General features: G+C 66.6%; 12 protein-coding genes. 5 read left to right on the top strand and 7 right to left on the bottom strand.

Translation table 11 applies throughout. From position 1 onward, the window contains the following. Positions 1–38 precede the first annotated feature (38 nt). Positions 39–1,181: a sulfotransferase family protein gene (locus ABD974_RS15710; RefSeq protein WP_345304278.1), complete on the bottom strand. Its 1,143-nt coding sequence runs from the start codon at positions 1,179–1,181 to the stop codon at positions 39–41. 783 nt (positions 1,182–1,964) lie between these two features. Here ABD974_RS15710 and ABD974_RS15705 point away from each other — a divergent pair. Beyond that, positions 1,965–4,265 (top strand): LTA synthase family protein, encoded by a 2,301-nt coding sequence (locus tag ABD974_RS15705; RefSeq protein ID WP_345304277.1) that lies wholly within the window; start codon positions 1,965–1,967, stop codon positions 4,263–4,265. 92 nt (positions 4,266–4,357) lie between these two features. Further along, positions 4,358–5,485 (top strand): hypothetical protein, encoded by a 1,128-nt coding sequence (locus tag ABD974_RS15700; protein WP_345304276.1) that lies wholly within the window; start codon positions 4,358–4,360, stop codon positions 5,483–5,485. Between the two features lie 82 nt (positions 5,486–5,567). Here ABD974_RS15700 and ABD974_RS15695 read toward each other — a convergent pair whose 3' ends face one another. The 6 genes from ABD974_RS15695 to ABD974_RS15670 all read right to left on the bottom strand — a co-directional run bounded on the left by ABD974_RS15695 (position 5,568) and on the right by ABD974_RS15670 (position 10,573). Beyond that, entirely contained in the window at positions 5,568–6,551 is a 984-nt protein-coding gene (locus tag ABD974_RS15695) for a hypothetical protein (protein ID WP_345304275.1), read from the bottom strand. Between the two features lie 200 nt (positions 6,552–6,751). After that, a complete protein-coding gene (locus tag ABD974_RS15690; RefSeq protein ID WP_345304274.1) occupies positions 6,752–7,069 on the bottom strand; it encodes a hypothetical protein in 318 nt (105 codons plus the stop codon). A gap of 43 nt (positions 7,070–7,112) precedes the next feature. Next, the gene (locus ABD974_RS15685) at positions 7,113–7,367 is read right to left on the bottom strand and encodes a hypothetical protein (RefSeq protein WP_345304273.1); all 255 of its coding nucleotides are present in this window, start codon (positions 7,365–7,367) and stop codon (positions 7,113–7,115) included. Beyond that, the gene (locus ABD974_RS15680; protein ID WP_345304272.1) at positions 7,364–8,674 is read right to left on the bottom strand and encodes a TFIIB-type zinc ribbon-containing protein; all 1,311 of its coding nucleotides are present in this window, start codon (positions 8,672–8,674) and stop codon (positions 7,364–7,366) included. The genes ABD974_RS15685 and ABD974_RS15680 overlap by 4 nt, the downstream gene beginning before the upstream one ends. 20 nt (positions 8,675–8,694) lie before the next feature. Continuing rightward, a complete protein-coding gene (locus ABD974_RS15675) occupies positions 8,695–9,846 on the bottom strand; it encodes an SPFH domain-containing protein (protein WP_345304271.1) in 1,152 nt (383 codons plus the stop codon). 220 nt (positions 9,847–10,066) lie between these two features. After that, the gene (locus ABD974_RS15670) at positions 10,067–10,573 is read right to left on the bottom strand and encodes a VOC family protein (RefSeq protein ID WP_345304270.1); all 507 of its coding nucleotides are present in this window, start codon (positions 10,571–10,573) and stop codon (positions 10,067–10,069) included. 222 nt (positions 10,574–10,795) lie between these two features. On the opposite strand from ABD974_RS15670, the gene ABD974_RS15665 reads away from it, so the two are divergent. The 3 genes from ABD974_RS15665 (at position 10,796) to ABD974_RS15655 (ending at position 13,743) form a co-directional block, all read left to right on the top strand. Then, the gene (locus ABD974_RS15665; protein WP_345304269.1) at positions 10,796–11,368 is read left to right on the top strand and encodes a hypothetical protein; all 573 of its coding nucleotides are present in this window, start codon (positions 10,796–10,798) and stop codon (positions 11,366–11,368) included. 234 nt (positions 11,369–11,602) lie between these two features. Continuing rightward, the gene (locus ABD974_RS15660; RefSeq protein ID WP_345304268.1) at positions 11,603–12,763 is read left to right on the top strand and encodes a hypothetical protein; all 1,161 of its coding nucleotides are present in this window, start codon (positions 11,603–11,605) and stop codon (positions 12,761–12,763) included. A gap of 104 nt (positions 12,764–12,867) precedes the next feature. Further along, entirely contained in the window at positions 12,868–13,743 is an 876-nt protein-coding gene (locus tag ABD974_RS15655; protein WP_345304267.1) for a 1-acylglycerol-3-phosphate O-acyltransferase, YihG family, read from the top strand. Positions 13,744–13,756: the final 13 nt, after the last annotated feature.

The raw sequence follows: 13,756 nt of genomic DNA, 5'->3' as shown, positions 1-13,756 counted from the left end.
GGCCGGCGCAACCCCTCGGGAACGCGCGCGCCCGAGCGCTATTCCGTGTATCCCAGTTCGATCGCCAACTGCTGGGTTTCCGGTTCGAGCTTGTCCCACAGATGCGCATGCCGCTTCCATTCGCCCGCGCGCGAGGACTCGATCTTGCCGGCCATGAAGATCTGGTTCGGGTCGCCGATCTCCCAGTTCCAGAACGCGCCCAGGATCGATCCGATCGTATCCGGCGCCTTCTTGCGTTCGTAGGCATCGATGGCCTTGCGCGGGTCCGCGTCGATGCCGAGAAACGCGTACAGCGCGGCCAGGGTGCCTTCCGGATCCCGCACCAGCGATTCGAACGCGTAGACGAACTTCCGGTCTTCCGGGATCCGCTTCAGGTACTCGACCGTCCGCCGGTTCTCGTACAGCCACCACGATTCCAGGATCTTGAACTTGTCGAAGTCGTACTTGACCTGCGCTTCCATCTTGTAGTCCTGGAATTCCTTGAAGGCTTCGCGCTTCGCGAACGCCATCGCGAACAGTCCGATCTCGCCGCGCTTGTGCTTCTCCTGCGCCTGCATCCCGAACTTCCGGAACCGCGCATCGGACAGCGAGTCGAGCTGCGTCTTCTGCGACTGGATCACCGACAGCGGATGGCGATAGACGTAGATGTACTTCGCTTTCGGATAGCGCTGCAGGAACAATTCGTCCGACAGGTACGACAGATAAAACGGCGTCTTGTCGATGAAGACGGGCGCCGCACGGGCCTGCAGGTAGGCGTAGAGGTCGGCGGTGGTGCGGTCCTGTCGTTCCGCGTCCTTCATCTTCGCGTATCCGGCGGCCAGCGAGGTGCGATCGGCGCGGGAGAGCGCCTGCGCGAGCCCCATCCGCACCGCCTTGTAGATGGTCTGCTCCAGCATGTCCTTGCGCTGGCGCAGCGTGTCGTACGTCGCCAGGTAGAGTTCCGGCGGGCTGGTGATGCCGTCGGTGTAATCGAGCAGGATCGAGGACAGCGTGGTGCCGCTTCTGGGCGAGCCCAGCAGGAAGCAGAGGGTCTTGTCGTCCGCGGCGGCGGCCGCGGGCTCGAACCGGCTGGACGAACGCTTGAACAGCGCGCCGATCTCCAGAAAAGGGCGTTTGACCAGATTGTGGAACACCAATGCGTTCAGGATCGACGAACTGAACTTGATCAACGCCTGCTTCATCCCTGCCCCGGCTGTCCTTGTGGTCCGGACAGTGTAAGGGGGAACCCCGTACCGGGGAATCGCGGTGGGGGCGTGGGTGCTCTCCCGCGGCCCCGGAGCCGAGAGCCCGCACGCGGGAGGCGCATCCGCGAAGCGTCGTTTTGCCATGCGATGGCGCACGATCGCATGCTCCGATGCCGGGGCATGTCTCTTCCGCATGCCGCCGTACGGGCATCATCGGAGGGCCTGTTCATCTTCATCGTTCGCATGTCGGGCGACGCGCTGCGTTCGGGAATCCCACGGCGATCGCATGAACGACGGGGGCCGATATCGCGTGCACGATGCGATGTCGTCCGAAACGCCACGGCGATGTTCAAGTGCTTGTGCGCATCGTCGACTGTGTCCGTTCAGTTTTGCTGCCTGGCGTGTGTCGATGCCTGTCGTCGTCGGATAAGCGCATCATTTCCGTGCGTGCGTTCACACCTTGACGTGCGCGCGCGACGCGGCTGTTGGCGATGCGCATCACGTCGAAGGATAATGCGCGCACTGGCGCTGCCCATGTGCATGTGCTCGGCCATCGATGGCATCAATGCGCGATGACGGTCCGGGTCTTCGTGGTGCGCATTCGCCGGAACCTGCGCAAAACCGTCGTTGGCCCGTTGGCCACCCGTTTCCGCCTTTGTTCACGACACCTCTCTTTTTTCCACTTCTGCTGTCAACCGCGCGTCCTGCGGGGCGTTCCATTGCGATGGCGTTCCGCGACGCCGCCGACGCACCGTAGACATGGCGATACCGACCCGAATCATGCGTTCCAGCGAATATTCTTCGATCCTGCGTTTTGTGTCCGCCACCATCCCGTGGATGTCGATCCTCGCGGTCGCCGCGGTGTTGTTCGGTCTGCGCGCGACACTGGTTTCGATTCCGCTCTCGGAAGAAATCAGCTGCGATGGCTGTCTGGTGACACTGCAACTGATGGAAGACCTGCCGCTGGTCCTGCTGGCGCTGTGGGCGTACGCGCTGTCCCGATTCGTCGGGACGCGGGCATGGGTCGTGCTGCTGCGGCTTTTCGCGCTCGCCATCGCGATCGTCTATCTGCTGGATGTGGCGATCTACCGCAACTTCTTCGTGCGCCTCGATCTGCGCGATGTGGTCGTCTACGGCCAGCAATTCGACGTGGTGTGGAGACAGTTGCTGCATGCCGCCGGTCGGCCGGTCGTTTACGGCGCTGGCGCGATGCTGGCGGCGATCGTCCTCGGCTGCGTGCTGATCGGGCCTGCGCGAAACGTCGCGGCGAAGCGGGTGGTCGTGGTCCTGACGGTGGCGCTGCCGGTCGCGCAGACGGTCAGGGTGATGGTGCCCTACGAATCGCCCAGCATCTGGGCGATCCGCAACGTGATCGCCCACAACATGACGGAGGGCGCTTCGACCGCGTACTCGGACGACATGCGGGCGCAGATCGAGCGGCAAGTGGCCGGCGGCCCCGCGAGTTGCCTCGCCGGCAGCGCGCGGCGGCCCAACATCGTCGTTCTGATCGCGGAGTCGTGGTCGACGTATCACAGCCGATTGTTTTCGGGCCTCAACGACTGGACGCCGCGACTGGACGATCTGGCTCGTCAGGGGCGTTACTACCCGAACTTCCATGCGGGCGGTTCGAATACCAATGCGGGACTCGTCTCGCTGCTGCTCGGGCGTCCGATCTACTCGCCGATCAAGGCACCGCTGCAGTTGGGGCCGTTCGAAGGCGCGTGGTCTCCGGATTCGAGTCTGCCGAGGATCCTCGGCATTCTCGGCTACGAGACCGTGTTCATGACCAACGGAAACCTGGCGTTTTCCGACAAGGGCAAGTGGCTGGCCTCGATCGGCTTCTCCGACATCAGCGGACACGACGCGCCGGAATACGAGGGGCTGCCCCGTTTGGCGTTCGATGCGCCGGCGGACGATCATCTTTATCGCAAGGCGCTCGCGATGCTGCAGCGGGATGGCGACAAGCCGCGCCTGTTGGTGGTGGAGAACGTCTCCACGCACCATCCGTACGTGCATCCCTACACGCTGGAGAGCAGCGAAAAGGCCGTCTTCGACTACATGGATCAGTCGATGAGCGAGTTCGTCCGGCGATTGGCGCAAAGCGGGTTTCTGGACGAGAACGTGCTGGTGGTCGTTTCCGATCATCGGGCGATGACGCTGCTCACCGGCGCCGAGCAGCGGATGTTCGGCATGGCGGCGGGCGCGCGGATCCCGGCTTTCGTGCTGTCGGGACTGGTCCCCGCCGGCCGCGACGACACGCCCTTCCATCAGGCCGATCTGTTGCCGAGTCTTGCGGCCCTCGTGTCCGACGGTGCCTGCACGCCGCGCCGGACCGCGGACCTCTTCGGCTTCACGCCGCCGTCGGCGCGATGCCTGTTCCACGCGCCGATGTCGGACTGGAATTCGGTGCATGCCTACTGCGGCCGCGCGCAGGCCAGAATCCGGCTCAAGGGCGACGATTCCCGGGTCGAGTGGGTGGTGGGGCGCGATGCGCAGGCCGATCTGTTGATGGAGACCGCGATGCGGCGGCTGTCGACGAAGTATTCCGATGTCTCGCCCGGCACGCGTCGGTCTGCGACGGCCGCGCCTCCCGCCGCGCCGCTGGTCCTGCGCCCCTGGACGCCGGATGCCGCGCGTGCGCATGGAGGCGCGACGGCTGTCGATGCGCTGCCTTCGCGCAGACATCGTGAGTGCAACATCGAGTTCATCAACGGCAGGCCGATGGAAGGCGCGATTCCGGAACTGGATCCCTTCGCCGATCCCGTCGTTGCGGGCTGGGTGTCCGACCCGAAGGCGAAGACTTCGGCGCCCGATGCCCGGCTGCTGCTGCGCGAGCGGAGCACGGGCAGACTGTGGCGCTTGCCCGCGCTGCAGCGGTCGCCGCGCCCGGATGTCGTGGATGCGCGGAATGCGCCATGGCTGTCGGATTCGGGATTCCTGGCGCGTGTTCCGCGGGAACTTCTCACCGCGGGCGAATACGCGTTGACGCTCGCCCATGGCGACGGCGCGCATGCGGCGGCCTGCGGCGAGGTGGCCTTCCGACTGTTGGCGCCGGCCCGACCGGCGGCCGTCGTCGAATAGCCGCACCGGACGTCCCGCATCGCCGCCCATTCCATTCCCCGTGGCGACCGGGGAAAATGGCGGCGCCGTATTTTTCCACAGGGGACATTCCGATGACGATCCGCAAGGCGTTCGTGCGCCTTTCCTTCCTGCTCGCGTTCGCGAGCGTTCCGCTGCAGGCCCTGGCCGGCACGCCCAAGGCCACGCTGGTGGCGCCGTCCTTCGACGGCCCGACCCAGATCGAGTTCTCCACCGACCAGGTCTCGAAGTGGACCGATCTGCCGCTCGGCACCTACCGCGTGCCCAACAGCGATCTGATCATTTCCGGCCACCAGAAGGGCGGCGCCGCGCCGATGCTGCTGTTCGGACTGGTCGGCGTGGCCGTGCAGAGCGGGATCAATGCGAGCCAGGGCAAGAATGCGATGGCCTCGGCCGAGCAGGCGCTGACCTTCTCGATCGACGAGGAAGCGAAGGCGAAGCTGCTGGCAGCGATGGCGGATCCGGCATACGCCGGCAAATTCACCGCCGACGCGACCGCCGGCCGCAAGTTCGAAGTCACCGGCGCGGTGGTCATGAGTTTCGCCAACGAGCAGGACGTGCTGCCCTACGTCACCCTGCGCGTGAAGCTGATGGGCAACGAAGGCAAGTCGAAGCTGTGGACCACGCGTTACATCGCGTCCACCGGCGCGCGTCGCCCGCTGGTGGGCGAGGGCAGTTGGACCGAGAACGACGGCGCTGCGCTGCGCCCGCAGGTGAGCAGGCTGCTCGATCTCGCGATCGGGACGATGCTGAAGGACATCGCCAATCCGTATCCGCGCGAGGAAGCGTCGCTCACCAACGTCCACGGTTATTTCGTGCACGTCAACAAGCCGCTGCAGGTCGTGGGTTACAAGCTGGCCGAGGAAGAGGGGCGCATGCTGTTCCTGCCGAAGTTGGGCACCACCATCGTGTTCGCGGGCGTGAACATCATCGATACCGATTCCGTGTGGCAGCAGCCGGCCGGCAAGAAGGACAAGCCGCTGAAGCTGCTGAAGCCCGACGACCCGACCCTCGCGGCCATCGCGCCCAGAACGCCCGCGCCTGCCGCGCCCGTCGTCGCGGAGGCCGCGACCGCCGATGCCGCCGCTATGCCCGCAGCGGTCGAAGCGGTTGAGGCGGAGGCTCCCGTGGCCGAGGTTCCGGAAACGGCGCCGCCGGCAGCGGAGACCACGGGCGAAACCCCGGACAAGGGCACGCCGTAACCGCATCGATCCGCAGGGCGGGCCCGTGCCCGCCCTGCGGTCCGCTGTCGATGGTTCGCCGCGGATGACGATCCGCCGAAGTTCAGATTTCGGCGAACATCAGCTCCATCATCTTCTTCTCGACCTCGTAGAGCAGCTTGAGGAAGGTGTAGATCAGCGAGGGATCGACTTCCATCACGTCGATCGAGACCATCGCCCGCTCGGGCAGGATGGTGAGGGTCATGTTCAACTGCACCATCGATGGCACGAACATCGCCCACTGCACCAGCGGCGCGGTCACGACGATCGGCGCGATGTCGGAGCCCCCGCGCGGGCCCGCGCCGGCGACGAGGTACATGGTGTTCATGTAGACGTACACGCCGGCGGCGAACGCGCCGGCGCCGAGACTGCCGTCGGGATTCTTCGGCTGCGCGACGACGCAGAGCGTGGCGTTGCTGCCGCCGACCATCATCTGCCAGAGATTCTGGGTGGACTGCGGCGTCATCTGGGCGGGATTCGGGGCGCCGTTGTTGTTCAGCGGCGTGAGCGCACGGATGGGGCCACCGTAGCCCTGCGTGTTCACCCAGTCCTGGCCCGGCGGCAATTCCGGAATCGCGGACATGTTCGTGATCACGATGCTGCGGTTCAATCCGGCCGGCAATTCCAGCATCAGCAGGGTTTCGCCGGGATTGTCGGCGGGTGTCGGCAGATGGTCGGTGGTGCCGCTGCCGGCGGGGAACGTCTGCGAGAAGTAGCTCGATGCGAACGACGGCGTCATCAGCAGCGCGACGTAGAGCGCTGCGGCCTGGTTCACCTGCAGGGCGAACGTGCCGTCGGTCGCGATGTCGACCAGCCAGGCGCTGTTGCCGGTGTACTCGCCGCGCGCTTCCACCGCGAACAGCGCGACCTTGTACTGCGATGGATCCGCGAAGCCGATGACCTCGCCGTTGACCGTGCGCGGCGTCGACAGCGCGGTCCACGGGCCATAGGGGAGGTTCTCGAAAACGACGGTGGGCTGCTGGCTGGAGAACCCCGAGCCGTTGGCGACGCCGTTGAGGCTGATGACGGTCTGGACCTGTTGCGACATGAAGGGCGTTCCCTGCGATTTCGCGCGATCTTGCGCCGGACGAGCATACGCACGCCTGCGCTGACGACCGGTGCGCATGACGATCCGCTTCGGTGTCGCTGCATGCCGGTGCGTTTCGACCGCGATGCTGGCAGGATGGGGCGCATGCCTTCCGTCCCGATTCGTCCTTCGCAGCCCGCATCCATTCCGGTGTCCGGCATTCAGATGTACGGGATGGCATGAGCGATCGTCATCGGATTCTGGCGGACGCCGAATTCTGGCTTGCGCTGGAGTTCCGCCTTTGCGGCTGGTTCCGATCGGACGGAGGGGCTTCGCTCGGCGGTTTCTGGTGCGATGGTTTCCTGCCGCACTCGGCGCACGATACGAAGTCGGGTGTCGAGATACGCGGAAACGCATGGATCGTCGACGAGCGACAAGGGCAGCGTCAGTACGCGTTCGCGGTCGCGGTGCCGCAGCGAATGCTCCATCGTCGACGCGATGATGTCGCACTCAGGGATGTCGAAATCGACGTGGCGCATGCGACCATCCGGTTCGCCATCGAGCCGGGGACGGACGCGCAGATCAGCCGTCCCTGATCCGCTGCACGCGCTCGCGATACGCCGAGACGTTGTCGCCTTCGACGCGCGACCGCTGGGTGCCGGTGATCTCGTCGACCTTCTCGTCCGACCCGGTCACTGGCTTCGCGTCGACTTTCGTCTCGCGCTCGAAACCGTGCGACTTGTCGGTGTTGCGGTAGTACCGGTACAGGGTCCAGTACAGCGCGGTCGCGCCGACCGGGCCGGCCAGCAGCAGCCAGAGTCCGCCGTCGTCGCTCATGAGGAACCTGCCAGGATCGCGATGGCGATGCTTTCGATGATGGTGCCGGTGGTGAGCGCTGCCAGCAACAGCTTCCACTGCTGCACCGGGACGCTGCCCATGGTTTCGCCGGTGCGGCCGTTGACCGCGATGTAGTGCAGCATGCCGCCGTTGGCGCCGGGCTGGTGGTACGAATACAGCCAGACCGGCAGATACATCGAGACCCAGCGCGTGCCGTGGACGTCGAGCCTTTCCTGCTCCCAGCGCACGCCGCGGTCGTAGCGGCGTACCGACGCCTCGACCTGCGCGCGGGCGATCGACAGCAGTTGGTCTTCCAGCCGCGGCTGCAGCTGGTCGACGTTGCTGTTGCGCTTTTCCGAGGTGAAGCCGGACAGATACGACGCGTTCCACTTCACCGCGTTCTTGGTGTCGAACGGCAGGATGGTGTTGATGATGTTGTTGGTGTTGACCCGGGTGTCGAGATTGCCGCGCTCGGTGGACGACTCCAGCGGCAGGTCGTCGACGGTGAAGTCCACATGACGCTGAACATGGTAGATGTCGGCGTCGTAGTAGGTCTTCTTGTTGTTGTCGGTGCCGCGGGTGTATTCGCGGGTCTTGATCTCGCCCTTGCCGGCGACGTCGGCGCTGGCGTTGCCGTCGACGATCATGTAGGGCAGATAGACGCCGACGACGTTCTCCGGCGTGAACTGTTCCTTGAATTCCTTCAGCGCGAACAGCCGCCGCTTGTCGACGAACTGGCGGATGCGCGCGACCGCGTCGTCCTTCCTGATGTGGAAGGGCAGGACCGCGTCGGGCACCGCGCCGTTGGGCACCTGTTCGTTCACGCCGAAAACGTGGCGGCACCAGTGGCAGCGCGCGGTCATCGCGCTCTCGGTGTTGACCGTGACCTCGGCGCCGCAGCCGCTGCACTTGAAGGTCTTCAGCACCGCGACATCGGCGTCGATGTCGCGCGCGCCGGATGCGACGACCGTCCCGCGGAGCTGGTCGATGCCTTCGCCGAAGCCGAACAATTCCTCGACCCGCGTGCCGTCCCATTCGTTGCGGCAATACAGGCACACGAGCCGATCGGTGCCGCCCCGGTGGCGAATGTCCGTCGACCCGCATTTCGGGCAGCGGTGCATGCCGTCGGCGAGTTCGGCCGAGGCGGTGTCGATGGCGACCGGATCGGGCGCTTCGAGTTCCTCGCGGATCGCGTCGGGCAACTTCGACGTGTCGATCGGATGCGTGCCGGGCAGCGGCGGGACGTCCCGGGGCGAACCGGGACCGTCCACGGGCGGCAGCGGCGGCGGCGTCTTGGGGTCGGACATGATCGCTGCGCGCCCGGCGCTTACAGACCCAGCGCCTTGGCCTTGAGCGCGTCGTAGTCGTCCTGGGTGATCAGGCCGAGGTCGAGCATCTCCTTGGCCTTCTTCAGCTTGGCGACCGGATCCTCCGCGGCCGGTGCGGCCGGCGCCACCGGCTGCTGCAGGCCGGCGATGCCGCCGGTCATGCCGGTGGCCATGCCGATGCCGACGAGGCCTGCGGCGCCGCTGTGTTCGCCCGCCGACTGGATGCCCTGCGCCACGCTGGCCTGCAGGTTCGCGTTGCCGCGCGCGCCGGACAGCGCGTCGGCGCGCTGCACGGTCTTCAGCAGTTCGCGGGTATTGGCGTCGTACTCGATCGAGACGATGGCGGTCTTGACGATCGCCAGGCCACGGTCGGATTTCCACTGGTAACCCTGTTCGACCGCATCGGACAGGCTCTTCGCGAAGCCGATCGAGTCCTGCTGGATCTTGGTGATGCGGTTGCCCTTGCTCGGATCGTTCGTGTACAGGCTGAACGCCGGGGCGAGCGAGCCGACCACTTCGTTGAACAACTGGCTGGCCGCGGCGTTGTCGAGATCGGTGAAATCGAAGACCTTGCCCGGCTGCAGGTAGCTGGCCGGCACGAAGTTCTTCACGAACAGGATCGGGTCGACGATCTTCAGCGTGTACGAGCCGCGCGTGACCGCGCCGACCTGGGTGTTGAGGAAGCCGTCGTCCCAGTAGATCTCGGACTGCGTGCCGAAGCGGTTGTCCGGCAGCTCCTTCAGCGAGACGAAGAACGCGGCCTGCTGCGAGCCCGGCTGGCCGCCGAACTTGAAGCGCTCCCAGCTCTGCTTGATCAGCGGGCTGACGATGCCGTCGCCGGCGAAGATGGACTGCGAGTTGAGGTCGTCCGATCGCCACTCGTAACCGCCCGGTTCGGCGACGAACGCGGTGATCTTGCCGTCCTGGAACAGCAGCAGGCCGTAGCCTTCGGGGACGACGATCTTCGAACCGTTGGTGATGATGTTGGAGGAGCCGCTGGTGTTCGACCCGCGTCCGGCATTGGTGCCCTGCGGCACGGCCGCGAACAGCGCCGCCGTCGACGGCAGGCCGGCCGGCACCGTGTAGAAGTCTTTCCACTGGTCCGCCAACATGCCGCCGACCGCACCCGTGACCGCCTGTACAAGACCCATGATTGCTCTCCGCGATTCGTGGCCGGGCGCCATGCCCGCCATGCCGACGAACTATACACGCGCGTCGCGGGCGCGAACGGCCATGCATGACCGATGGCGGGATGGCGCGTCGGCGGATCAAACTCTCCGGCATGGGCTGGTGCCCGGCATGCGAGGCGACGCATGCGGCGCGGCGTTTGCCGCGCCCCGTCGGCGAGGCGCGCATCGTTTTCGCGGACGCTCACCCGCGCCGCGCGGCCTCGATCGCGGCGATGTCGATCCTGCCCATCGTCATCATCGCGTCGAATGCGCGCTTGGCCGCGGCGCGGTCGGGATCGGTATAGGCTTCGATCAGCGCGCGCGGCGTGATCTGCCACGACAGGCCCCATCGGTCCTTGCACCAGCCGCAGGCGCTTTCCTGGCCGCCGTTGTCGACGATCGCGTTCCACAGGCGATCGGTTTCGGCCTGGTCTTCGGTCGCGACCTGGAACGAGAAGGCTTCGCTGTGCGGCCTGCCCGGGCCGCCGTTCATGCCGAGGCAGGGGATGCCCAGCACGGTGAACTCGACCGTCAGCACGTCGCCCTGTTGGCCCGACGGATAGTCGCCGGGGGCGTGGTGCACGGCCTTCACCGCGCTGTCGGAGAAGGTCTCGGCGTAGAAGGTCGCGGCGTCGAGCGCGGTGCCGTCGAACCAGAGGCAGACCGCATTCCTGGGAATCGTATGGCTGGGGGGCATGTCGTTGGTCATGAGGGTCTCCGGGCAAGGTGTATCGTGAAGGATGCGGCCTGTCTTCCTCGACGCTCGAAGAGCCCGGGAATCGACAGACGCCGCGCAGAAGGAAGCCTGGCCCGGTGCAGGGCGACGGACGACGGCCCGTGAAGGCACTTCGCGCCCGCTTCACGGAACCCCCGTCGTGGGCTCACCTGTCCGGCCGACCCTGACGGCCACCCCTCTTCCGGAGACCGTGCCATGCCCGACCACGCCGCCAGCGGCAACGACCGCCCCGGGAACCGGCTGCGACCCTTCATCTGGAGCGCGGCATGCCTGCTCCTGCTGCTGCCGGCGGTGGCGATGCAGTTCACCCGCGAGGTCCAGTGGACCACTCTCGACTTCGTCGTCATGGGCGCGATGCTGGCGACGGCCTGCGCACTGTACGAACTGGGCACGTGGTTGAGCGACCAGTTCGCGTACCGCGTCGGCTTCGGGCTCGCGACCGCGACCGGCTTTCTTACGGTCTGGGTGACTCTGGCGGTGGGCATGCTTGGCGACGAGACCGATGCGATCAATCTGATGTTCGCAGCGGTGCTGTGCGTCGCGGCGGCCGGGGCCGTCTTCGCCCGCTTCCGCGCGCGCGGCATGGCACATGCGATGTTCGCGACGGCGGTCGCGCAAGTCTTGGCGGTGGGCGTCGCGTTGCCGATGGGTTTCGCGTCGCTCGAACTCGCGCTGACGGCGATGTTCGCGCTGCCGTGGCTGGCGTCTGGGCTGCTGTTCCGTCTTGCGGCACGGCGCCGGGAAACGTCGGGCACCGCGTCGGCGTGATCCCGGAAGGGATCGCGGCGCGGGCCTGTCGCGGCGATCATCGAGCAGGATCCTGCATGCACAATTGTGGCATGCACGATACGAGGCGCGGCATGCGCAATGCACGAAAAGTCGGCGCTTTTTCGCGCGCATCGCAATCGGGCGTGAACCCTTCGCGGCTCTTCGTGCCGGTTCATCCGGCGGCCAGAAGCGATGCCCACACTCGTCCTCCAAATCATCGGGAGATCGAGTGCCATGTCGGACAATGGAACCTTCGGTGCGCAACGCGTTTCGACCCTGCCGAGGACGGATGCGTCGGCGCGCGTCGATGTCGGCCGCGCACTGGCCGCGGCGAAGGCGCATTTCGTGGCCCGGGGGTGGCGCCCGCTCGCGATCCAGCCACCGTCGCTGCGCGAGCGATGCGAGGACGTCATGGTCTCTCTACTGATGAGCGATGCGGGCGAGACGCTCTGGCTCAGTAGCCGCGACTGGTCGGCGTTGCCGCATCCGCAGGATGCCTTCCGCCGGGAGATGGCCTGTGTGCGAGAGGCGCGAGTGGACCAGACGATCCTGGTCCATGACGGCGATTTTCCGGACGGCGTGGTGGAGGCCGCCGCGCATACGCCGCGGCTCAGACTGATCGATGCCGCGATCCTGCGTGAGATGCCGGCCGCCGGGCCTTCCCGGAACGCCGCGGGCGCTGCGATCGCCGCCGCCACCGGTGCGCCGGCATCGGCGGTTCCCGCGGCGACGTATCGGCAACGCCTCGCGCAGCCCGCACGGAGGGCGGCGCGCTATCTGTCGCAGGTGGTCGACGCGCGCCCGGTGGCGGCCGCGGAGCGCTATTTCCACGACACGTTCGCGCGCAGGTTGCGCCAGGTCGACGGCGAACGTCGTCGCCTGAAAACGCTGGGCACCGCGGCGCTGATGGCGATCGGCGCTTCGATCGGATTCTTCGCGTTCAATCTGGTGTGGTTGAAGCATGCGCCCGAAGGCGACGACAACGCGTCGCTGCGCGTGGCCCAGGCCGAGACCCGGCCGCTGCCGCAACCGCTGCCGCCGCCCCAGGGGTATGTCGCACAGGCGGCCGGCGTGTCTTCGCCCATGCAGCGCACCATGCCCGCCCATGCGGCGTTCGGCGGGGAGGCTTATCCCTCCAACGCGACGCGGTCGGCGACCGCATCGGTCGCGCCGGTGCAGGCGACCATGGTCGCGATGGCCGGCGATGCGGGCACCGCGCACGTGCAGTACCCGCTCGATGTCGGCGAAGCGCGGCGCCGCGCGGACGAGGCCATCGACGTGATCGCGTCGTCGACGCCCGAAGTCCGTGGATCGTATCCATCCGTGGCTCCGGCGCCGGACGCCGTCGACATGGACCCTGTGGCCTTGCCGGAGGATCCCGCCCGGGTCGACTGAACCTGCGCCGTGCGCGGCTTCGACGAACGGACCGTCGCGGCCTCGGACACAGGTTTGATACCCTTCCCGGCCTTCGTCGCCTGGGCCGATGGCCGGTGTCCCGCATGGTGTGGTTCCGCGTCGCCCCGATCCTGCTGCTGATCGTGGCCAATACTCTCGTCCATGCCCTGCCGTTGCTGGCGGTGGCGGTGGTCAAGGCCCTCCTGCCGTTCAAGCGGGCGCGGCTGGCCTGCAATCCGGTGCTGATCGGCTTCGCGGAAGGCTGGATCGCGGTCAACAGCCGGATGATCGATCACCTGACACGCACCCGGTTCCGGGTCGAGATGCCGCCGTCGCTGCAGGCGGACGGCCACTATCTCGTGCTGGCCAACCACCAGAGCTGGGTGGACATCGTGGTGCTGCAGAAGATCTTCAACCGGCGCATTCCGTTCCTGCGCTTCTTCCTGAAGCGGCAGTTGTTCTGGGTGCCGGTGCTCGGCCTGTGCTGGTGGGCGCTGGATTTCCCGTTCATGGGCCGCTACACGCGCAAGCAGATCGCGAAGAATCCGGAGCTGGGCCGCCGCGACATGGAGGCCACGCGCCGCGCCTGCGAGAAGTTCCTCGACATTCCGGTGTCGGTGATGAATTTCGTCGAAGGCACGCGTTTCACGCCGCAGAAACATGCCACGCAGGCGTCGCCGTATCGCCATCTGCTCAAGCCGAAGTCCGGCGGCGTGGCGTTCGTGATCGGCGCGATGGGCCAGAGCCTGCAGGCCGTGCTGGACGTGACCATCGTCTATCCCGGCGGCCGGCCGACGATCGTGGATCTGATCGGCGGGCGCATCCCGGAAGTGCGGGTGATCGTGCGCCAGCGTCCGATCCCCGAGGCGCTGATCGACGGCGATTATCAGGAAGACCGCGCGTTCCGCGCACGATTCCAGCAGTGGATGAACGGGCTGTGGGACGAGAAGGACGCGGAGATCGAACGCCAGCAGGGATGACGCCGGCGAGTCT

Source organism: Lysobacter hankyongensis, from assembly GCF_039543145.1.
Taxonomy (GTDB): Bacteria; Pseudomonadota; Gammaproteobacteria; order Xanthomonadales; family Xanthomonadaceae; genus Lysobacter_I; species Lysobacter_I hankyongensis.
Note: the sequence above shows the minus strand (reverse complement) of the source record. Positions and strands in the feature narration are given on the sequence as shown.